General features: G+C 68.3%; 21 protein-coding genes. 7 read left to right on the top strand and 14 right to left on the bottom strand.

What is annotated here, in order from left to right:
• Positions 1 to 6 precede the first annotated feature (6 nt).
• Positions 7 to 882 carry a haloalkane dehalogenase gene (locus AB0M22_RS36690; RefSeq protein ID WP_364736756.1) on the bottom strand — a complete coding sequence of 292 codons (876 nt, stop codon included), beginning with the start codon at positions 880 to 882 and terminating at the stop codon, positions 7 to 9.
• A 670-nt stretch (positions 883 to 1,552) separates the two neighbouring features.
• Here AB0M22_RS36690 and AB0M22_RS36685 point away from each other — a divergent pair.
• Positions 1,553 to 2,278: an HNH endonuclease family protein gene (locus tag AB0M22_RS36685; RefSeq protein ID WP_364736755.1), complete on the top strand. Its 726-nt coding sequence runs from the start codon at positions 1,553 to 1,555 to the stop codon at positions 2,276 to 2,278.
• Between the two features lies 1 nt (position 2,279).
• On the opposite strand, the gene AB0M22_RS36680 is transcribed toward AB0M22_RS36685, so the two are convergent.
• Together AB0M22_RS36680 and AB0M22_RS36675 are read right to left on the bottom strand one after the other, a co-directional pair.
• The gene (locus AB0M22_RS36680) at positions 2,280 to 3,299 is read right to left on the bottom strand and encodes an NAD(P)-dependent alcohol dehydrogenase (protein WP_364736753.1); all 1,020 of its coding nucleotides are present in this window, start codon (positions 3,297 to 3,299) and stop codon (positions 2,280 to 2,282) included.
• A complete protein-coding gene (locus AB0M22_RS36675) occupies positions 3,296 to 3,742 on the bottom strand; it encodes a hypothetical protein (RefSeq protein ID WP_364736751.1) in 447 nt (148 codons plus the stop codon). Before AB0M22_RS36675 ends, AB0M22_RS36680 begins: the two co-directional genes overlap by 4 nt.
• A 129-nt stretch (positions 3,743 to 3,871) precedes the next feature.
• On the opposite strand from AB0M22_RS36675, the gene AB0M22_RS36670 reads away from it, so the two are divergent.
• Entirely contained in the window at positions 3,872 to 4,672 is an 801-nt protein-coding gene (locus AB0M22_RS36670) for a helix-turn-helix transcriptional regulator (protein ID WP_364736749.1), read from the top strand.
• 79 nt (positions 4,673 to 4,751) lie between these two features.
• Here the strand turns inward: AB0M22_RS36670 and AB0M22_RS36665 are convergent, their stop codons facing one another.
• From AB0M22_RS36665 to AB0M22_RS36630, 8 genes are all read right to left on the bottom strand, one after another.
• Positions 4,752 to 5,675, bottom strand: a complete 924-nt coding sequence (locus AB0M22_RS36665) for a LysR family transcriptional regulator (protein WP_364736747.1) — start codon at positions 5,673 to 5,675, stop codon at positions 4,752 to 4,754.
• 119 nt (positions 5,676 to 5,794) lie between these two features.
• Positions 5,795 to 7,360, bottom strand: coding sequence for a hypothetical protein (locus tag AB0M22_RS36660; protein WP_364736745.1), 1,566 nt, complete (start codon positions 7,358 to 7,360; stop codon positions 5,795 to 5,797).
• A complete protein-coding gene (locus AB0M22_RS36655; protein ID WP_364736743.1) occupies positions 7,345 to 8,112 on the bottom strand; it encodes an ABC transporter ATP-binding protein in 768 nt (255 codons plus the stop codon). The genes AB0M22_RS36660 and AB0M22_RS36655 overlap by 16 nt, the downstream gene beginning before the upstream one ends.
• Positions 8,113 to 8,184: 72 nt before the next feature.
• Positions 8,185 to 9,390 (bottom strand): FAD-dependent monooxygenase, encoded by a 1,206-nt coding sequence (locus AB0M22_RS36650; protein WP_364736741.1) that lies wholly within the window; start codon positions 9,388 to 9,390, stop codon positions 8,185 to 8,187.
• Between the two features lie 184 nt (positions 9,391 to 9,574).
• Positions 9,575 to 10,234 (bottom strand): PadR family transcriptional regulator, encoded by a 660-nt coding sequence (locus AB0M22_RS36645; RefSeq protein WP_364736739.1) that lies wholly within the window; start codon positions 10,232 to 10,234, stop codon positions 9,575 to 9,577.
• 82 nt (positions 10,235 to 10,316) lie between these two features.
• Entirely contained in the window at positions 10,317 to 12,350 is a 2,034-nt protein-coding gene (locus AB0M22_RS36640; RefSeq protein ID WP_364736737.1) for an MDR family MFS transporter, read from the bottom strand.
• A gap of 56 nt (positions 12,351 to 12,406) precedes the next feature.
• Positions 12,407 to 13,351 (bottom strand): sigma-70 family RNA polymerase sigma factor, encoded by a 945-nt coding sequence (locus AB0M22_RS36635; RefSeq protein ID WP_364736736.1) that lies wholly within the window; start codon positions 13,349 to 13,351, stop codon positions 12,407 to 12,409.
• 73 nt (positions 13,352 to 13,424) lie between these two features.
• On the bottom strand, positions 13,425 to 13,709 hold the full coding sequence (locus AB0M22_RS36630) for a hypothetical protein (RefSeq protein WP_364736734.1): 285 nt from the start codon (positions 13,707 to 13,709) through the stop codon (positions 13,425 to 13,427).
• A gap of 102 nt (positions 13,710 to 13,811) precedes the next feature.
• Here AB0M22_RS36630 and AB0M22_RS36625 point away from each other — a divergent pair, with 102 nt between their 5' ends.
• Positions 13,812 to 14,447, top strand: coding sequence for a TetR/AcrR family transcriptional regulator (locus AB0M22_RS36625; protein WP_364736732.1), 636 nt, complete (start codon positions 13,812 to 13,814; stop codon positions 14,445 to 14,447).
• Here AB0M22_RS36625 and AB0M22_RS36620 read toward each other — a convergent pair.
• Positions 14,432 to 15,076, bottom strand: coding sequence for a TetR/AcrR family transcriptional regulator (locus tag AB0M22_RS36620; RefSeq protein WP_364736730.1), 645 nt, complete (start codon positions 15,074 to 15,076; stop codon positions 14,432 to 14,434). The two genes, AB0M22_RS36625 and AB0M22_RS36620, sit on opposite strands and share 16 nt — an antisense overlap.
• 197 nt (positions 15,077 to 15,273) lie before the next feature.
• Here AB0M22_RS36620 and AB0M22_RS36615 point away from each other — a divergent pair, with 197 nt between their 5' ends.
• The 4 genes from AB0M22_RS36615 (at position 15,274) to AB0M22_RS36600 (ending at position 18,711) form a co-directional block, all read left to right on the top strand.
• Positions 15,274 to 16,680 (top strand): lipase family protein, encoded by a 1,407-nt coding sequence (locus tag AB0M22_RS36615; RefSeq protein ID WP_364736728.1) that lies wholly within the window; start codon positions 15,274 to 15,276, stop codon positions 16,678 to 16,680.
• A gap of 200 nt (positions 16,681 to 16,880) precedes the next feature.
• Positions 16,881 to 17,756: an oxidoreductase gene (locus tag AB0M22_RS36610; protein ID WP_364736726.1), complete on the top strand. Its 876-nt coding sequence runs from the start codon at positions 16,881 to 16,883 to the stop codon at positions 17,754 to 17,756.
• Positions 17,757 to 17,866: 110 nt separating this feature from the next.
• The gene (locus AB0M22_RS36605; RefSeq protein WP_364736724.1) at positions 17,867 to 18,319 is read left to right on the top strand and encodes a transcriptional regulator; all 453 of its coding nucleotides are present in this window, start codon (positions 17,867 to 17,869) and stop codon (positions 18,317 to 18,319) included.
• 53 nt (positions 18,320 to 18,372) lie between these two features.
• Positions 18,373 to 18,711, top strand: a complete 339-nt coding sequence (locus AB0M22_RS36600; protein WP_364737125.1) for a DUF3817 domain-containing protein — start codon at positions 18,373 to 18,375, stop codon at positions 18,709 to 18,711.
• 35 nt (positions 18,712 to 18,746) lie between these two features.
• Here the strand turns inward: AB0M22_RS36600 and rdgB are convergent, their stop codons facing one another.
• A complete protein-coding gene (rdgB, locus tag AB0M22_RS36595; RefSeq protein WP_364736722.1) occupies positions 18,747 to 19,358 on the bottom strand; it encodes an RdgB/HAM1 family non-canonical purine NTP pyrophosphatase in 612 nt (203 codons plus the stop codon).
• 2 nt (positions 19,359 to 19,360) lie between these two features.
• Positions 19,361 to 20,131, bottom strand: coding sequence for a ribonuclease PH (rph, locus tag AB0M22_RS36590; protein WP_364736720.1), 771 nt, complete (start codon positions 20,129 to 20,131; stop codon positions 19,361 to 19,363).
• Positions 20,132 to 20,139 lie beyond the last annotated feature (8 nt).

Genomic DNA, 20,139 nt, shown 5'->3' with positions numbered 1-20,139 from the left:
CGACCCTCAGGAGATCGCGGCCGCCGCCGCCGCCAGCGCATGCCGGCGCACCCAATCGGCCACCGCCGCACCGATCTCGTCCGGCCGATCCTCGGGCACGTGATGCCCGGCCGGACCGATCGACGCGATCTCCACGCTCGCAAAAGTCTCTGCGGCCCAATCGATCACCTCCGGCGAACCGAGCCCGACCCCGTTCTCCAGGCCCATCACCAGCTTCGGGACCTCCGGCGACCGCGCCGCCCACTGCCCGTAGTTGTCCACGATCGCGACCACGTCGGCGGGCTCGCCGTCGAGCGGGAACTCGCGCGGCCACACCAGCATCGGCTTGCGCGACTCCGGCGTCGGATAGGGCGCGCGGTACACGTCGTGATCCGCGGGCGACAGGTTCACCACGCCCCGCGGCAGGTTGAACTCGATGAACATATTCTCTTCCAACACCATTCGCTCGCCCTCCGCGCTGCGGAACTTGCGGAACAGCTCCGCGCCCAGCGGTGGCAGTTCAGCCCAGCGCATCGGCCGCAGGAAGGTCTCGATCAGCGCGATCCCGCGCACCCGGCCCGGATGGCGGGCAGCCCAGTCCAGGCCGAGCGCGCCGCCCCAGTCGTGGCCGACGATGACCACCTGGTCCAGTTCCAGCGCGTCGAACCAGGCGTCGAGGTAGCGGGCGTGATCGACGAGCCGGTAGCCACTGTCCGGCTTCCCGGACTCGCCCATGCCGATGAGATCGGGTGCCAGCGCCCGGGTTTGGCCGGTGACGTGCGGAATCACGTTGCGCCACAGGTGCGAGGAGGTGGGATTGCCGTGCAGGAACACCACCGGCACCGAACCGGTGCCCGCATCGCGGTAGTAGATGAATGAGTCGAGGACGTCGACGGTTGCCATGATCTATCCTTCCGGGGTCCGGCTTGCTTGCCTTCACTCGGTTTGGACACGGGATCCCACCGCCCTGTGACCGCCCGGGAAAGTGACCCTCGTCACCGCATCGACCGCCCCCGCGCGCACTGCACAAATCCCGCAACTGACCGGCATATCCGTAGGTATCCAGTAGATATAACTACCAGCCTGAAATGAACCTGAGAATACTCCCGAATCAGGCATATCGACTTGCCAAGATCGAACCCGGTTATCTACTGTCTCAATACGTAGCAACGAGCAAGATTCGGGACGGAGCGAAGCGGTGCAGGAGCGAGAGGCGAATTCCCAGTCGCGGGTAGCACTCTCAGCCGGCGCCGATCGAATCCCGATCTGCCCCTAGTCATCACGAGCGAGTACGCCCGGCGCGGCTCGACATCTCGGGTCCTCCCTCATCGGCCCTGCGATGTCGGCGTGTGCGGTAACGGACTGGACAACCAGCCGCACCACCGCGCGACGGACGATCTCCCTCGTGATCAGCCACCCTCGAGTCGGCGCCGGCACGGCGACTCGAGGGTGGTTTCATATCAAGCCCCCTTGGCTGTGCGGAACGTCATACCCCACAATCACTTCCGCGACCTCGACCTCCGGATACGTTGGCGCCCGTTATAGTTCAGGGTGGTTGGCGTTAGGAAGCTCGATGAAGTTCACAGTTCAGCGGCTCGCTCTGATAGGGCTGGCCATCGCGACATTCATCGGAGTGTCCTACTACTACGTGAACCGAGTCGAATCGCCGAAAGCGAACGCGGGCTGCGGCACCGCGCAGGTCTGCACCAATGCGCCGGCCAGCCTGCCCAGCCACGACGCGCTGGCCCTGCTCGACACGATCCGGGTGGCCGGGCGCGCGGCCAAAACCGGTTACACCCGTGAGCAATTCGGCACCGCCTGGACCGATGACGTGTCCGTCCCCGGTGGCCACAACAAGTGCGACACCCGCAACGACATCCTGCAACGCGACCTGACCGAGGTCACGTTCAAGGACAACAGCCGCTGCGTCGTCGCCACCGGCACGCTCAACGATCCGTACACCGGCAAGACGATCAAGTTCGTCCGCGGCCCGAAGACCTCCGACGATGTGCAGATCGACCACATCATCCCGCTGTCGGACGCCTGGCAGAAAGGCGCGCAACAGCTTTCCGCCGAGCGGCGCCAGGACCTGGCCAACGATCCGCTGAACCTGCAAGCCGTCGACGGTCCGACCAACCAGTCCAAGAGCGACTCCGACGCCGCCACCTGGCTGCCGCCGAGCAAGGGCTACTGGTGCGCCTACCTGACCAGGCAGATCCAGGTCAAAGCGGCCTACCAGCTCTGGGTGACCCAGGCTGAGAAGGACGCCATGACACGGGAACTCACCACCTGCCCCTGAGTCAGGGCATGGTCACGACGACTTTGCCGAACGGGTTGTCGTCGCGGAAGTAGCGGTAGGCCTGCACCGCCTGGTCGAGCGGGAACACGCGATCGATGAGCGGACGCATCCGGTGTTCGGTGATCGTCCGGTTCATCGCCTCGAAGTCGGTGCGGCTGCCGACGGCGATCCGGCGGATCGCCACGTACTGCGTGCCGAACACGTCGGCGACCGACTCCGGCACCGGCGTCCGCGCCGCGCCGATCATGGTGATCTGCGTGTTGTATCCGCCGGAGCGAACGGATTTCGACAAGGTCGGCAGGCCGACGGCGTCGACCACGTGCTCGACGCCGAGGCCGCCGGTCAGGTCCTGCACCGCCCGATCCCAGTCCGGCGTCTCGGTCGAGACGATCACCTCGTCCGCCCCGAGCTTGCGCAGCCCGTCGGCCTTGCCCGGGCTGGAGGTGATGGAAAAGACCCGCGCGCCCAGCATTTTCGCGTGCTGCACGGCGAACAGCGCGACCGCTCCGCTGCCCACGGTCAGCACCGTCTCGCCGGGCGCGACCGGCACCGGCTTCGTGAGTGCCGCCCACGCAACGACTCCCGCGCAGGTCAGCGTCGCCGCCTCCGCGTCGGTCAGGTGTGCGGGCACGTGCACCACCGAATCCTGTTCGACCACCGCGTAAGTGGCGAGCATGCCGTCGAAGTTGGCGCCGTACTGCTCGGCCGCCATGGCCGGCCGCTGTGGGCCGTCGATCCATCGCACGAAGTAGCTGGCGGTGATCCGGTCGCCCAGCGCGGCCCGGGTCACGTTCTCGCCGACCGCGATTACCTCACCGACGCCATCGGAGAGCGGGATGATTCCCGGTGTCGCGGGCAGCGGGTAGACGCCGTCCATCAGCATCAGGTCGCGGCGATTGATCGAGGCCGCGAGCACCTGGATCACCACCTGATCCGGACCGGGCCGGGGAATTTCTTGCGCCGCGACGCTCAGGCCGTCGAGGCCGCGCAGCGGATCCAGGTGGTAGGCAACGCCGTTCATCGGACACCCGCGATGTACTGGTGATCGGACAGGATTCGGCCCTCGTCGTCGAGGCCGATGACCTCGAAGCCGCCGCCGGCCACCGTGCCGTCGGCCTTGGCCACCATCGTCCAGCTCACGCCGATCAGCCCGGCGGGCAACCGGATTGCCGCGTCCTCGACCGCGAACTCGTATTCGCCCGACTCGATGAACATCTCGTAGGCCCGAGTCACCCTGCGGTCCAACGCATCATGGCCGCGGACTTCCAGCGGCGGCATCGGGAACTGCAGTTGCTCCGCCGCTTCGCGCATCTCCACCGGGGGATCGACCAGCGTCTGCGCACCGGTCGGCGCCCACAGCTCGCGGATCGCCTTGCTGCGCGCGGCCGGGTCGGACTCGTTCCACTGCGCCGCGTACTGCTCGGCGAAGCGAGTCAGCTCGTTGTCGTTCAGTTGCTTGCTCATGACCCAGAGTTTTGCGAGCCCGACGATTCCGCGCGATTCCCGCCAGGGAATAGCCGAACCGCGCCCCACCTGCTTGCTCATACCCTGCACGGAATCGCGCCCCGGTGCAGGTCAGATAAGAATGTGAACATGACAACGGCGATAGCGGCACCGGGGTTCGCCCGTGAGCTCAAGCACTGGCGGACCCTGCGTCGGGTCAGTCAGCTGGATCTGGCCATCCGGGCGGACACCACGCAGCGGCATCTGAGTTTCCTGGAGCAGGGGCGGTCGCGGCCGGGGCGCACCATGGTGGTGCGGCTGGCGGAGTCGCTGGATCTGTCGCTGCGGGAGCGCAACGATCTGCTGCTGTCCGCCGGGTATGCGCCCGCATTTCCCGAATCCGATATGGATGCACCGGAATTGGGCCCGGTGCGGGAGGCATTGACGACGATTCTCGACGGCCACCTGCCCTATCCGGCGATCGTGGTGAAGCCGCGCGGTGTGCTGCTCGCCGCCAACGCGGCGTTCACGGTGCTGACCGAGGGGGCCGCGCCCGAGCTGCTGACGTCGCCGATCAATGTGTTGCGCCTTGCGCTGCATCCGGATGGGCTGGCGCGCCGGGTGGTCAACCTGCCCGAGTGGGGCAAGCACGTGACCGAGGCCCTGCGCGGGCGCATGTCGCGCAGCCCCGATCCGGCGCTCGCCGAGTTGATCACCGAGCTGGAAGGCTATCTCCCGCAGGCGGAACCGGGCCCCGATCATCTCGGGTTCGCGGTGCCATTGCGGCTGCGCAGCGACGACGGGGAGCTGCGACTGATCACCACCTTGACCTCGTTCGCCACGGCCACCGACATCACCCTGGCCGAACTACATCTGGAGGCGTTCCTGCCCGCCGACGCGCAAACCGCGGAGATCCTGCGCAAGCGCGCGGCCGACCAAGGTTCCGCCTAGGCATCCGACGCACACCTCCTGATTTCCCGCATACCGATTCGCATGCGATTACGTGTGCGGGAAATCAGGGGGTGTGCGGCTACCAGGTTCGCGCGGCGGTGCGCAGGCGGGCGTGGACCAGGTCGACGTGGGGGCGGGTGTCGGTGCCGGCGCGGCGGACGAGGAAGCCGGTGTTGATCGGTGGGTCCGGTGGGTCGAGGAGGGTGACCAACGCGCCTGAATCCAGTTGTGTTGCACAGAGATAGCGTGGCAAGACGCTGATGCCCGCACCGGCCACGACCGCGCCGGTGACCGCCCGCAGGTCCGCGACGATGACGGCGGCCTCACCGGTCAGTCGGATCCCGAACACGTGCCGCCAGTACCGGCGCAGGATCGGCAGGTCGGGCGCATAGCTGACGAGCGGCAGTGTGGCCAGCGCGCCCGGGCCTTCGGTGCGCAGCCGTGCGGTATCGATCCGGCCGGCCACCGCGGGCGCGGCGACCAACACGAATTCCTCGTCCGACAACGCCTCGGCGATCACCGTCCGTCCTCGCGGCCGCACGGTCGACACCACCAGGTCATAGTGCCCCGCCCGCAGTCCGGTCAGCAGATCCTCCGAGAGCCCGGAACTCACGGTCAGCCGGACGCCGTGCACGATCAACGGCGCGAGCGCCGGAAGCGCCTGTACCGCAAGCAGTTCCGCGGGCCCGGCCAGCCGGACCGGCGGCTGCGGTTCGTCCTCGTCCGTAATCGACCGCCCCGCAACGGCACTCAACGCGTCCAGCGGTTCGGCGATCCGCGCGGCCAGCTCGGCGGCGGCCGCGGTCGGCGCCACCCCGCGCGGCAGCCGCTCGAACAACCGCTGCCCGAGCCGCTTCTCCAACGCCTGCAACTGCGCGGTCACCGTCGGCTGCGACAACCCGACCAGCCGCGCACCGCCGGTGATCGACCCCGCCCGATGCACGGCCAGAAAAGTGCGCAACTGATTCAGATCCAGACTGCCATCAGAATCCCGATCGCTCACCTGGCCAGTCTATCGCCCCACCGATGCGTCAGCCGCCCACACGCACCACTTCTGATTTCCCGCACCTGGAATCGCATGCGAATTTCGGTGCGGGAAATCAGAAGTGGTGCGGCTGCCGGTCAGCGGGGGCGGACCGCGTCGAGGAGTTCGGGGCCGTGGGTGGTCAGGCGCTTTTCGGCGATGCGGGCGGCGATCAGCAGCGCCGCGATGCCGGTGCCGATGCCGACCGGGACCGCGAGCCACTCGATCGCTTTCAGCTCGGTGAAGTGGCCGATCAGCAGGACGGCCAGCACCGGGAGCACGGCGAACAGCTGACCGAAGAGCACGGTGAATTGGAGCAGCACCTTGGCGCAGCCGGGGTTGCCCGAACCGGAGAACGGATTCCCGGTGCGCTGCGGAATCGGATACGGCGCGAGCGCGGAGATGATCACGGCCGCACCGACGCCGACCCCGAGCGCGGCGGCGTACAGCGCGAGCACCCAGGGATACAGGTCCCCGTGACCGAACGCACCCGGCAGGATCAGCGCGAGCAGCAACGTGGGCAGCCCGAGCACGATCAGCAACGCCAGCAGGCGGCCGCGCACGTCCGCGCGGATCGCGCCCGGGGTGACCAGGGCCTGCCACACGGCGGTGCCGTCGTAGCCGTACAGGTTGGCCCCGGCGAGCGCGGCGAACGAGACCGAGGTGACCCCGGCGAACGGCACGCCGCCGGTGCCGCCGCCCTGGAAGGCGGGGAACACCGGCATCAGGATGCCGACCACCAGCACCGGCAGCAGCGCGGCCCGGCGGCGACTGTCCCGCGACCAGGTGCGCAGTTCCTTGATCAGCACGGCGCCGACCGGTCCGCGCTGGCGCACCCGGCCGAGCAGCCCGCCGCCGGTGCTGCCGGTCACGGAGTTCATCGGCGCGGCCAGCCGCCGGGCCAGCAGCACCGCCCAGGCCTGCCACAGGCCGAGCGAGACCACGGCCAAACCGGCCAGCGGCAGCAGGGCGAGCAGCCAATTGCCTTGTGCCGCACCTTCTACCGCGACCGGCGCCCAGCCGGGCGGAATCCAGCGCACCGTCGCGGACGCCCAGGGCGGGAGGTCGCGCAGCGCGCTGATGTGCGAAAAGAGCCAGCTCATCGGGTAGTAGGCGACGCCGAGCAGCCCGGCCAGCAGCACGCCGATGTCCCGGCCGCGGCGCGACCGCATGGCGGCCCCGACCCAGGCCAGCACCACCCGGGACAGCAGCACCACGAACACCAGCTGCAAGACGATCCCGACCACCGCGACCAGCGCTGCCGCCCAACTCAATTGGGCCGCGAGAATGATCAAGCCGCCGAACGCGATCAGGTTGATCACCGGCGCGGGCCCGGCGAACGCCGCGGCGAGCAACCCGCCGGCCAGCTGCCTGCTGCTGATCGGCAGCAGCCGCAGATGCTCCGGCTGGATGGTCTCGTCGCTGCTGCCGATCAGCACCGGGCCGCACAGCCAGCCAAGCGTCCAGATCCCGAAAATCGTTGCGGCGATGGTGATCCCGTTCGCGACGTCGCCATCGCGCACGGCGAACCCGATCAGGGCCGCGGTGATGATCGCGAAGACGGCGCCGAAAAGTACCCCCAGCACGAAGCTGAAGCCCTGCCAGCCGTTGCTCAGCGCGCGCCGGGTGAGCAGCAGCCGCATCCGGATCAGGATGCCAGCCACGACAACCCGTCCTCTCCGCCGACGCGGCCGCCGACCAGCCGGACGAACGCCTCCTCCAGCGTGGTGTCGCCGCGCACCTCGGCCACGGTGCCCGCCGCGACCACCCGGCCTGCGGTGATCACCGCGACCCGGTCGCACATGCTCTCCACCAGCGCCATTACATGACTGGACAGCACCACCGAGCCGCCGGCCGCGACGAAGCGTTGCAGGATGACCCGAATCGTGCTGCCGGACACCGGATCCACCGCCTCGAACGGCTCGTCGAGCACCAGCAGTTTCGGCGCGTGCAGCAGCGCGGTCGCCAGACCGATCTTCTTGCGCATGCCCGCGGAGTAGTCGACCACCAAAGTCTTTTCCGCGCCGGTCAATTCGAAGACGCCGAGCAGTTCGTCGGCGCGCTCGGCGACGGTGGGCTCCGGCATGCCGCGCAAAAGTCCGGTGTAGGTGAGCAATTCGCGGCCGGTGAGCCGTTCGGGCAGGGCCAGGCCGTCCGGCAGCACGCCGACCAGGGTCTTCGCCCGGATCGGATCGGCCCACACGTCGGCGCCGAAGATCTCGGCGCGGCCGCCGTCCGGGCGTAGCAGCCCACAGGCCATCGACAGGGTGGTCGTCTTGCCCGCCCCGTTCGGGCCGACCAGGCCGAAGAAGGAGCCCGGCGGTACCGCCAGGCTCACGTTGTCGACGACCCATGGTCCGCCGAAGCGTTTACACAGGCCGGTCAGGTGCAGTGCGGGCTGATGGTCTGGTTGCATGTGCCCCCGGAGTCCTTTCGGATCGATGTTCTCCAAAGGGTACGGACCATCAGCCCGCGCGGTTCGAGCGAATCAGGCGGCTACCGCGAGTTCTTTCTGCGCCGGCGCGTCCCAGTCGATCCGGTAGCGCTGCTCGGGACCCATGCTCTTCTCCGGGTCCATCAGCTTGACGAACAGCGGCGCCATCAGCTGCATCAGCTTGCGTCCGACCGGCCCGAGGGTCTTGCTGTGGTTGGTCTTCGCGGCGCGCGCCGCGACGGCCTCCACCCTGGGCCTGCGCAGCTGCTCATAGGTGGCGAAGGCAGCCTCCGGCGTCGGCAGATCGCGCAGGCAGCGGGCCACCTGAACGGCGCTCTCGATGGCCAGCGAGGCACCCTGTCCGGAGCTGTTGGATGGCGCGTGCACCGCGTCTCCGATCAGGGCCATCCGGCCACGGAACCAATGCGGCACCGACGGCATGATGTGCAGTGCCCCGGACACTTCCAGCTGTTCCTCGGTGGTGCGCCGAGCGAATTCACCGCCGGGCGTGTCGTCGGCGTAGGTCTCGCGCAGGATGCCGAGCCAGTGCGCCTTCGGGATCGCCCGGGCGTCGTTGAGCGACAGGTACTCCTTGTGCGGCAGGTTCGCGCCCCACATCACCTGCCCCTCGCCGGTCGAGCCGAACAGGTAATAGGCCTTCTTGCCGAACGCGAAGGTCATGGATTCCGGCTCGACGGGGCCGTCGTAGTCGATGAGCGCGCCGAAGCCGAGCATGCCGAGGTACTCCGGGCCGGGCGCGTCCGGGTCGATCAGCCCGCGCACCGTGGACCGGATGCCGTCCGCGCCGATCAGCACGTCGGCGGTGGCGGTGCTGCCGTCGGTGAACCGGGCGGTGATGCCCGAGTCCGACTCGACCACGTCGACCAGGCGCTTGTTGTATTCGAACGGCACGCCGGCGGCGACCGCGTGATCGTGCAGGGTCTGGTGCAGCTCGCCGCGATCGACCAGTTGCAGCGGCGGCAGGCCGGGCAGCCCGCGCATGAACAGGTCCTTGCCGCCGATCGAGAGACCCATCTTGGAGATGGGCAGCGCGATGTCGCGGACCGCGTCGCCCGCGCCGATGATGTCCAGGGCGGCAAGGCCGTTCGGGGCGAGCGCGAGCCCGCTGCCGATGTTGTACGACGAGCCGGGGTAGGCCTCGTAGACGCGGGCGTCGATGCCCGCCTTCAGCAGCGCGGTGGCGGCGACCGGTCCGGCGATGCCGCCGCCGATGACCAGTGCGGTTCTTACTTGTGACATGGGTGTCTCCAGGATTGGGTGGTGCGGGTGTTTTCGAATCCCCGAACCGACCCGTGCACCACGCACCCAGTTATCCTGTGGTTGCCAGCCTTGTAGCCGGGTGCGCGCATGCGGGCGCGGTTCGAGACTGTTCAATCGGGCTCGGCGGCGGTGTTGCCGCACCCCGCCGAGCCCGGTCCAGCGGTCAGGACGATTCCGGTTGGGCCATCCTCCCTTCCACGGCCGCGATCATTTCCGCGGGCGGGATGTTGTCGGCGTGTACCTGCCGCCACCAATCCACCTCGGGGAACGTGCCGTCGACCAGCTCGTCGCGGAGTGAACGCGCCCAAGCCGCTTCGGCTTCCAGCATCGCGAGCCCGTATTCGGATTCGATGATGAACAGCCGCGGCAGCTTCATGGCCGCGAGGTTGTCGAGTTCGGCGCGCACACCGTCGATGGTGTGCCCCAGCGCGTCGATGCGCTTGCCGAGCAGTTCGATGACCTCGTCGGGAGGCAGCACCGCGAGGATGGACAGGCCGGCGACGAAGCGGTGTTGTTCCGGCTCCGGCACGGCGACCAATTCCCTGGTCCAGTCGACGAGTTCGGTGCGCCCGGCGTCGGTGAGCTGGTAGATCACCCGTTCCGGCCGCGCGCCGTCGCGCTCGCTGCCGATGATCTCCAGGTAACCGACCTTCTCCAGGTTCTGCACGACGGTGTAGAGCGAGCCCCACTTGATCGTCATGTCCTGGTCTTTGCCGCGGTCACGCAGCGTCTGCGCGATCTCGTAGCGGTGCTTGGGCCGGTCGATCATTACCGAGAGCACCGCCAGCGCGAGCAGGTTGTTCACCTTGCGCTTCGTGGCCATCACACCTCCTTACTCGTCTACGAATATACGTGCACGAGTATTTGTGACGCAAGGATGTATCGCGGCATGGGGGTGGGCGGAATCAGGTGTGGGCGGGTTCGTGCTCGCCGGCCTCTTGCTCGAGCAGCTTGGCGGCGAGGTTGTCCAGGGCCTGGTCGAACAGGGCACGGTCGGCGGGGTCGTCGTTGTTCCAGTCGTCGAGCCTGCGGTCGAGCCAGCGCCGCCACGCGGCCTTGACCCGGTCCAGCTCGGCCTGGCCCTGGTCGGTCAGGCGCAGCTCATGGCCGTCGTCGACCAGGTAGCCCTTGTCCGCGACCCGGCGATAGATGGGCGCGAGCACGTCGTCGGGGAGCTTGTGCGCCCGGGCGACGGAGTCGAGCGTGGCGCCGCCTTGGACACGGTCGCGCAGGTAGACCTGGCCGAGCGCCCAGGCTTCGCCGCGGCTCAAGGTGCTGCCGGCGTCCGCGAGGATGCGCGGGCCGATCGGCCCCTCGGCATGTTCCTTGCGCAGCGAACCGGCGATGGCGCGTTCGAGCTGCACCACCCGGTCCGCGGAGTCCGGCACCGAAAAGCCTTCGCCCACATCGCCCGCGCTCGTTCGCGCGCTGTCGCGCAGTGGGACCTCTTTGAGGAACCAGGCGACCACGAATCCGACCAGCGCGACCGGGACCACCCAGACGAAGACGTGATCGATGGTGTTGGCGTAGGCATCGATGATGGGGGCCGCCACGTCCTCCGGAACCTGTTGCAGCGCTTGCGGGTTCGCCGCGACCTCGGGCGGCACCACCTTCGCTTCGACCAGCGCCTCGCGCAGGTTCGGGCCGATCTGGTTGCTGTACAGCGTGCCGAAAATCGCGGTGCCGAAGGTACTTCCGAGGGTACGGAAGAAGGTGACGCCGGAGGTCGCGGTGCCGAGTTGCGCGTACGGCACGGTGTTCTGCACGACGATGGTGAGCACCTGCATGGTCAGGCCGATGCCCAGGCCGAGGATCAGCATGTACAGCGATTCTTCCCAGAAGCCGGTGTCGCGGCCCATGGTCGACATCAAGTACAGCCCGAGCGCCATCACCAGCGTGCCGACGATCGGGAAGTACCGGTAGTGGCCGGTCTTGCCGACCACCTGGCCGGACAGGATCGAGGTGACCAGCAGCCCGGCCACCAGCGGCAGCGAGCGCACGCCGGACATGGTCGCCGAAACCCCGTCCACGTATTGCAGATACGCGGGCAGGTAGGTGATCGATCCGAGCATGGCGAAGCCGCAGATGAAGCTGAGGATCGAGCAGACGGTGAACACTCTGCTGCGGAACAACCCCATCGGCAGCATGGGTTCCTCGGCCCGCAGCTCGACCACCACGAAGGCCGCGAACAGCAGCACCGAGGCGGTGAACAGTCCGAGGATCATCGACGAGCCCCACGCGTATTCCTGCCCGCCCCACTCCAACCCGAGGATGAGCGTGGACACCGCGACGGCGACCAGGCCGATGCCGGCGTAGTCGATGATCGGCTTGATCGCCGCGCGCACCCGCGGAATGGTGCGGGCCGACATGACGATCATGATGATCGCGATCGGCACGTTGACGTAGAAGCACCAGCGCCAGCTCGCGTGGTCGGTGAACAGGCCGCCGAGCGTCGGCCCGATCACCGTGGTGACGCCGAAGACCGCGCCGAGCGCGCCCTGGTATTTACCGCGCTGGCGCAGCGGGATGGTGTCGGCGATGAGCGCCATCGCGGTGACCATCAGCCCGCCGCCGCCGAAACCCTGGATGCCGCGGGCGATGATCAGCAGCGTCATCCCGTTGGCCAGGCCGGCGATCATCGAGCCGATGATGAAGATCAACGCGCTGAGCTGGAAGATCAGCTTGCGGCCGAACAGGTCGCCGAGCTTGCCGGCCAGCGCGGTCGCCACCGCCTCGGCGAGCAGATACGCGGTGACCACCCAGGCCATGTGCCCGGCCTCGCCGAGATCGGCGACGATCGTCGGCAGCGCGGTGGACACGATCGTCTGATCGAGCGCCGCCAACAGCATGCCCAGCACAATGGTGGCGAACACGAGGTTGATCTTCGCCCGGCTCATCGGCTCGGGGGCTTTCTCGGCGACAGCGACTGCACCGGTCATTGAAACAGTATGGTCTTGATTCGCCGGGCTGTCCGTCCAGCGACACGGCAGCAAGCTCAGCCGAGCAGACCTTCGAGCATCCGCACGCGTCCCGGCTGACGTAGCTTGGCCATGCCCTTGGCCTCGATCTGACGCGCGCGTTCGCGGGAGACGCCGTAGGCCTTGCCGATCTCGTCGAGCGTCTTCGGGTCGGCGCCGTCCAGGCCGAAGCGCAGCGCGATCACCCGGGCCTCGCGGTCGGTCAGCCCGGCGAGGACCTTCGTGAGCTGGAGCCGAGTCGCCGTCGCGAGGGCCGACTCGGCCGGGTCGGGCGCGGTGGCGGCGAGGAGTTCGCCGAACTCGGCGGTGTCGTCGGCGCCGACCGGGGTGTGCAGCGAAATCGGTTCGCGCGCATGGTCCAGCACCCCGCGCACCTTGTCCGGGGTCAGGTCGAGTTCGGCGGCCAGCTCGGCGATGGTGACGTCGCGGCCGAGTTGCTGGGTGAGCGCCCGGCGGGTGCGGGTCACCCGGTTCAGCACCTCGACGACGTGCACCGGAATGCGGATGGTGCGGCCCTGGTCGGCCAGCGCGCGGCCGATGCCCTGCTTGATCCACCAGGTGGCGTAGGTGGAGAACTTCAGGCCGCGGTGGTGATCGAACTTCTCCACCGCGCGCATCATGCCGACGGTGCCCTCCTGCACGAGGTCGAGCAGCGAGATGCCGGCGGGCGTCGGGTAGCGCTTGGCGATCGAGACGACGAGGCGCAGGTTGGCCTCGATCATGTGGTCCTTGGCGCGTTGACCGTCCGCGATTCGGCGACGCAACGCACGCTGGTCGGCCGGGTCGGCGGTGGCGATCAGCTCGGCGGCCAGGACGCCCGCTTCGATGCGCTCGGCCAGCTCGACCTCCTGGGCGGCGGTCAGCAGCGGGGTACGGGCGATGAGCCGCAGGTAGTCGCGGACCGGGTCGTCGCTGACGGTGCCGGAGACGCGGGTGAGGCGGGCGGTGCAGCGCTGGGTCACGGGTGAGCCCTTCCGAAGGGAGCGAACCGGGCGTCGGCACGTGGCCGACGCCCGGTGGTTGAGCACTCGACGATCAGCCGCGGCCGGGGATGCGCAGCGGGCGCTGCGGAGCCGCACGGAACGCGGCCCGGTTGTGGGACAGGCCCGCGCTCTTGCGGTCGAGCCGGGGCGCGGCGGACGGGAATCCGTTGGTGCGCTGCTTCTTTCGCTCGGACGCGGCGTCGCTCGGCGCGAAGCGGCGCAGGACTGCGTCGATGGTGGTCTGTGCGGTGGTCTTGTCGGCCATGGTGGCTGGTCCCTTTCGGTCGGTGGTGGAGATGGTGCGGGCCGGGGTCGCTTCGACAAGTCCGTAGTTCATGCGCGGTGACGCTCCTTCGTTCTCGGTAACGAGGACAAAATTAGAACAGACATAAAAATATGTCAAGCATAAATTTTGGTCGGTATCAGATATGGTGGTGGCATGAGCGCAGAGACCCTCGGGCTTCGGGACCGGAAGAAGCTACAGACCAGGGAGAACATCTCCCATCAGGCGACCAGGCTGTTCCTCGAGCACGGCTTCGACAAGGTGACGATCGCCGACGTCGCGGCCGCCGCGGAGGTCGCCAAGATGACGGTGACCAACTACTTCCCCCGCAAGGAGGACCTGGCGCTCGATCTGCACGACGTGTTCGTGAATCAGCTCGCGCGAATCGTCCGCGAGCGCGAGCCCGGCGAGTCCGCCTTGGCGGCGCTGCGGGCGGCCTATCTGACGGCGGCGGCCGAGCAGGATCCGGTGGTCGGGTTCTCCGGGCCGGAGTTCGCCAAGCTGATCAGCGACAGTCCCGCGCTGGTCGCGCGGTTGCGTGAATTCCACGACGAGCGCGAGCAGGCCCTCGCCGACGCGTTGGCCGATGAAACCGGCTCGGCCGCAACGGATATCACGCCGCGGGTGGCAGCTGCCCAGTTGGGCGGGGTACACCGGGTGCTGTTCGACGAGACCATGCGGCGCACGCTCGACGGCCAGTCGAACGACGAAATCGCCACGGCCATCATCGAATACATCGGGACGGCGTTCGACGCGCTCGCGCCGTCGCTGGACGGCTACGCGGTGCGCTGATCCGGAACTTCGAGCAGCGACAGCGCGATCGGCACCAGCAATTCCACCAGCTCGCCGACCGCGGGGCGCGGGTCGGCCAGCACCCACTCGTGCGCGAGTCCGTTGATCGCGCCGATGAGCGCGCTTGCGCCCCAGGCACTTCCGCCGCGGATCCGAGCGCCGGGCGCCACCGCGGGCACCAGGATGGTGTCCAGCATCCGCGCCCACGCGTGCCGTCGCTCGCGGCGGTGCCGTTCCATCCGATCGCTGACGCCGACCACCTCGATGAAGGCGACCTTCGCGCGGTACGGGTCGGAGCCGATCGAGCCGAGGTAGGCCGAGACGATCGCGGTCATGCCCGCGGTCATGTCGATGCGCGGGTCGAGGTCGGTCAGCGCGGTCACCAGCACGGCGGCCGCGTCGTCCTGGATCCGGTCGTAGGCGGCGACCAGCACGTCTTCCCTGGTCTGGAACTCCTCGTAGAACTGCCGCTTGGACAGCGACGCGGCGGCGCAGACGTCGGCCAGCGAGCAGTTCGCGTAGCCACGTTCGGCGAAGATCCGGGTCGCCGCGTCGAGGAACCGCTCGCGGCGTTCGGCCTTGCGTTCCGTGACGGCGCGTCCGCCGTACTGCCTGCCAACGATGGTCACCCGTCCACCGTATCGGAGTCGCTGCCGCAACCGTCGTGACCAGGCACGTTTACGTCGGACGCGAACGTGCGGCGACCAGGCTGCGGGCCAGGTCGCACCGACAGGTATTTGTGATCCGCGTCATGGCGTTGCATACTCGGTGCATTCTGAAACCAATCGGGCTCACATGTGCGTCCGGGCAACAAAGAGGTTGATCTGTGGTTACTCCGCACAAGCACGCATCGAAGCTGCTCGTCGCCCTCGCCGCGCTCGCGATCGGGCTGCCGTTCACCCTCGCCGGCCCGGCCGTCGCGGAGCCGGCCACTCCCCCGGTCCTGCCCGCGCTACCGTTCCCGATCCCGCCCATGCCGCCCGGCTTCGACCCGGCGTTCTATCGTCCGGCGCCGGAGACCTACGCGAATCTCGAACCGGGCCAGCTCATTGCGGCGCGGCAGGTGAACGTGGCGAATCTGTCGCTGATCCCGGTCAACGTCGATTCCTGGCAGCTGTCCTACCGCTCGACCAACACCCGCGGCGAGCCGATCGCCGCGGTGGCGACCGTGCTGAAGCCGCGCGGGTACGTCGCGGATCGACCGCTGTTCTCCTATCAGATCGCCGAGGACTCCACCGGCAACTACTGCATGCCGTCCTATCAACTCCAAATGGGTTCCATCCCAGCGACATTCACCGGCTCGATCCTGGTCGCCGCGCAGTTCCTGGAGGTGCAGGCGGCGCTGGCGCAGGGCTGGGCGGTGGTCGTGCCCGATCATCAGGGCCCCGATTCCGCTTATGCCGCAGGACCTCTGGCCGGGCGGATCACCCTGGACGGCATTCGCGCGGCGGAGCACTTCGATCCGATGCAGTTGTCCGGCACCGGCACTCGGGTCGGGATGCTGGGTTATTCCGGCGGCGCGATCGCCACCGGTCATGCCGCGGAACTGAAGCAGAGCTACGCACCGGAACTCAACGTCGTCGGCGTCGCCGAGGGCGGCATCCCCGCCGATCTGTCGGCCGCGCTGAAGATGGCCAACGGCAATCTCTCCGCCGGACTGATCTTCGCCGGCGCACTCGGCGTCTCCCGCGAATACCCGGAGCTGCGAAACTTCCTGGACGCCAACATGAACGGCCTCGGGCAGCTGATGATGGCGGCGAAGGAACAACTCTGCGCGAGCTACCAGTCGATCTTCTTCCCGTTCGCCGACAACATCGGCATGTTGGCGAAGAATCCGTTCACCGATCCCACGGTGGTCTCGGTACTGGACAAGACCAAGATGGGCAAGGCGGTGCCGGACATGCCGATGTTCATGTTCCAGGCGAACCCGGACTGGCTGATCCCGGTCGGCCCGGTCAACGACCTCGTCACCTACTACGCGCAGGATCCGAACGCGCGGGTCGAGTACGTCCGCGATCACTTCAGCGAGCATCTGACCCTGGACCCGATCGGCGCGCCGCGCGCGCTGCTGTGGTTGCGGGATCGGTTCGCCGGCAAACCGGTGGCACCCGGCGTCACGACCACCGATGTCGGCTCGATGATGCTCGACCCGGCGACCTGGCAGGTATGGGGTGAGACGGTCGGCACCACGCTCGCCGCCGCGTTCCAGCAACCAATCGGCAGCGGACGCTGAGTGAATTCCGGGTGGGCAGACTGTGATCCGTGGCGAGCGTCTGGCAGTGCGCCGAGCGCGCTGTTGTTATCTCATACGACTGTGATCTCTGCCGGCTGTGCGCTCGACCGAGTGACAGTAATCACCTCCGTCTGAGACACTCGTCGACAGATCGCGGGGAAACCCTTCCCCAGGAACTTACTCCAGAGTAAGGTTGATTCATGGCGTGGAAACCTTCTGAAATCCCGGATCAGACCGGACGCACCTTCGTGATCACCGGCGCGAACGGCGGGTTGGGCGCCGTGACCACCGAGGTCCTCGCGGCCAACGGCGCGACCGTCATCATGGCCTGCCGCAACGCGGCCAAGGCCCAGGCGGTCGCCGACGGCATCACCGGCGACGTCCGGGTGGCCGAGCTGGACCTGTCCGACCTGGCCTCGGTGCGCAAGTTCGCCGACGAGCAGGCCGAGTTCGACGTGCTGATCAACAACGCGGGCCTGATGAACGTCCCGTTCTCCCGGACCAAGGACGGCTTCGAGACCCAGTGGGGCGTCGACCACCTGGCCCACTACGCGCTCACCGGCCTGCTGCTCGATCGCATCCGCGACCGGGTGGTGACGCTGGCCAGCATCGCGCACAAGCAGACCCCGAAGCTGTGGGTGGACGATCTCAACTACGAGCACCGTCGCTACCAGCGCAATCTCGCCTACGCGCAGGCGAAGCTGTCGAACCTGATGTTCGCGCGGGAATTGCAGCGCCGCCTGGCCGAATCCGGTTCGAGCAAGCGGTCTTACGGGGTGCACCCCGGCGTCTCGGCCACCGATCTGTTCGCCCGGACCGAGACCCCGATCGACCGGATCATCAAGCCGTTCGTCGCCATCATCGGCCACCCGCCGAAGAAGGCCGCGCACTCGTCGCTGTTCGCCGCGACCATGCCCGATGCCGATCCCGAGGTCTACTGGGGTCCGCGCCGGTTCTTCCAGACCCAGGGTCCGGTCGAGTCGTCGCCGTCGAGCCGGCTGTCCAAGAACAAGGACCTGTGGAAGCGGCTCTGGGAAGAATCCGAGCGGCTGACCGGCATCACCTACAAGTTCTGAGCCCGACGACCCGCCCGCGCACCGCGGGCGGGTCGTTGCGCGTCCCGGCCAGGTTTCCGACCGCCGACCTGCTCCTACGGACCGTGTAGTAGACGGGTACCGTAGTAGCCGTGTCCGCTTCACCCCGCCGCTCGGCACACAATCGCCCGGCCCTCATCGTGCTGGTGATCGTCGCTGCGCTCGGTTGCCTGGGTTTGGCCTGGTGGCAGTGGGAGCGGTTCGAGTCGACCAGCGGCACCGGCCAGAATCTGGGCTACGCGCTGCAATGGCCGTTGTTCGCGGCGTTCGCGGTGTTCGCCTACTTCCGGTTCGTCCGGCTGGAACGCGAGGCCGAGGAGAGCGAGCAGCCCGCCGACGACCGGCCGAAGCCCGCGCCGAAAGCCGCTGCGCCGCGCGAGATCCCGGCCGGCCTGCTGCCGGAGCGGCCGAGGGCGGTGCGCGACGAGGATCCGGTGCTCGCCGAATACAACAAATATCTGGCCGCTTTGCACGCCCAAGACGTCGATGATCAGGTCCGCGAGGCGGGCCTGCGGGCCCGCGACACCGAGAGGAGCGCCGGTTGACCGCCAGCGAGAATTCCACCGAGAGCACTGCGGCGCCGGCCACCGAGAGCACCCTGGCACCGGCCCAGATCGGTGGCGCGAAGTCCGCCAAGATCAAGTCGGCGCTGCTGCGCTACCGCACGCTGGCCTGGATCACCGGTCTGTGGCTGCTGCTGCTCACCGGCGAGATGATCGCCAAGTACGGCTTCGACGTGCACACGCCGGGCTGGATCGCGGTCGTGCACGGGTGGGTGTACTTCGTCTACCTGCTGGTCACCGCCGATCTCGCGGTAAAAGTGCGCTGGCCGGTGCTGCGTACCGTCGGCACGCTGCTCGCGGGCACCGTTCCGCTGCTCTCGTTCTTCGTCGAGCACGTGAACGCCAAGCAGGTCAAGCAGGAGTTCGGGGTCTAGCCCCGCACCATCTTCGAAATCAGAAGGCGTGCGGCTCAGTTCTCGGCCAGCTCGGCGAGCGCGGGGAGCAGCTGGGTGAGGGCGCGGCCGCGGTGGGAGACGGCGTCCTTCTGGGCGGGGGTCAGCTGAGCTGCGGAGGTGTCGCCGCCCTCGGGGATGAACAGCGGGTCGTAGCCGAAACCGCCGTCGCCCAAGGGTTTGCGGCCGACTACGCCCGGCCATTCGCCGCGCACAACGATTTCCGCGCCGTCGGGCACGACCAGCGCGCAGGTCGAGACGAATCGCGCGCCGCGCCGGTCGTCCGGCACGTCGCCGAGCTGGGCCAGCAACAGCGCGTTGTTCGCCGCGTCGTCGCCGTGCCGTCCCGACCAGCGGGCCGACAGCACGCCGGGCATGCCGTTGAGCGCGTCCACCTCGATGCCGGAATCGTCTGCGACACAGGCCAATCCGGTGGCGACCGCGCCGTCGCGGGCCTTGGCCAGCGCGTTCTCCTCGAACGTCGCGCCGGTCTCCGGCGCCTCGGCGTAGGCGGGCACGTCGTCCAGCCCGACGATCTCGATCCCCGCGATGCCCGCGTCGGCGAGGATGCGGCGCAGTTCGTTCAGCTTCTTGGCATTGCGGCTGGCCACCAGCACACGACGGGCCATGACTACTTCTTCTTCGACTCGGACGGCTCCGGCAGCACGCCGGGATAGGGCAGCGCGAGCGCCTCTTTCTGGATGGCGAAGATCTGCTCGCAGCCGAGAACCGCGGAGTCGAGCATCTTGTCCAGGGTGGAGCGCGGGAAGGTCGCGCCCTCGCCGGTGCCCTGGATCTCGACCAGGGTGCCGGTGTCGGTGGCGACCACGTTCATGTCGACCTCGGCGCGCGAATCCTCTTCGTACGGCAGGTCCAGGCGAACTCGGCCGTCGACGACGCCGACGCTCACCGCGGCGATCGCGCAGGAGATCGGCTGCGGGTCGGCCAGCACGCCCTTGGCGGCCAGGTAGGTGATCGCGTCGACCAGCGCGACGTAGGCGCCGGTGATGGCGGCGGTCCGGGTGCCGCCGTCGGCCTGCAAGACGTCGCAGTCGATCGCGATGGTGTTCTCGCCGATGGCGGCCAGGTCGATGCAGGCGCGCAGCGAGCGGCCGATCAGCCGGCTGATCTCCTGGGTGCGGCCGCCGACCTTGCCCTTCACCGACTCGCGTCCGCTGCGGGTGTGTGTGGCCGCGGGCAGCATCGCGTATTCGGCGGTGACCCAACCGAGTCCGGAGTCGCGTCGCCACGGCGGCACGCCCTCGGTCACGCTCGCGGTGCACATCACCCGCGTCTGACCGAATTCGACCAGCACCGAACCGGCTGGATGCGTGGTGAATCCACGGGTGATTTTTACCTCGCGGAGTTCGTCGTCCGCCCTGCCATCGGCTCGTCTAGACACGCGCCACA

The organism is Nocardia sp. NPDC051756, from assembly GCF_040681495.1.
Classification (GTDB): Bacteria; Actinomycetota; Actinomycetes; order Mycobacteriales; family Mycobacteriaceae; genus Nocardia.
Note: the sequence above shows the minus strand (reverse complement) of the source record. Positions and strands in the feature narration are given on the sequence as shown.

Bases quoted from the DNA above. Each gene is read 5' to 3' on its own strand.
- AB0M22_RS36690 (WP_364736756.1), bottom strand. From the start codon at position 882: ATGGCAACCGTCGACGTCCTCGACTCATTCATCTACTACCGCGATGCG.
- AB0M22_RS36685 (WP_364736755.1), top strand. From the start codon at position 1,553: ATGAAGTTCACAGTTCAGCGGCTCGCTCTGATAGGGCTGGCCATCGCG.
- AB0M22_RS36680 (WP_364736753.1), bottom strand. From the start codon at position 3,299: ATGAACGGCGTTGCCTACCACCTGGATCCGCTGCGCGGCCTCGACGGC.
- AB0M22_RS36675 (WP_364736751.1), bottom strand. From the start codon at position 3,742: ATGAGCAAGCAACTGAACGACAACGAGCTGACTCGCTTCGCCGAGCAG.
- AB0M22_RS36670 (WP_364736749.1), top strand. From the start codon at position 3,872: ATGACAACGGCGATAGCGGCACCGGGGTTCGCCCGTGAGCTCAAGCAC.
- AB0M22_RS36655 (WP_364736743.1), bottom strand. From the start codon at position 8,112: ATGCAACCAGACCATCAGCCCGCACTGCACCTGACCGGCCTGTGTAAA.
- AB0M22_RS36650 (WP_364736741.1), bottom strand. From the start codon at position 9,390: ATGTCACAAGTAAGAACCGCACTGGTCATCGGCGGCGGCATCGCCGGA.
- AB0M22_RS36645 (WP_364736739.1), bottom strand. From the start codon at position 10,234: ATGGCCACGAAGCGCAAGGTGAACAACCTGCTCGCGCTGGCGGTGCTC.
- AB0M22_RS36640 (WP_364736737.1), bottom strand. From the start codon at position 12,350: ATGACCGGTGCAGTCGCTGTCGCCGAGAAAGCCCCCGAGCCGATGAGC.
- AB0M22_RS36630 (WP_364736734.1), bottom strand. From the start codon at position 13,709: ATGAACTACGGACTTGTCGAAGCGACCCCGGCCCGCACCATCTCCACC.
- AB0M22_RS36625 (WP_364736732.1), top strand. From the start codon at position 13,812: ATGAGCGCAGAGACCCTCGGGCTTCGGGACCGGAAGAAGCTACAGACC.
- AB0M22_RS36610 (WP_364736726.1), top strand. From the start codon at position 16,881: ATGGCGTGGAAACCTTCTGAAATCCCGGATCAGACCGGACGCACCTTC.
- rdgB (WP_364736722.1), bottom strand. From the start codon at position 19,358: ATGGCCCGTCGTGTGCTGGTGGCCAGCCGCAATGCCAAGAAGCTGAAC.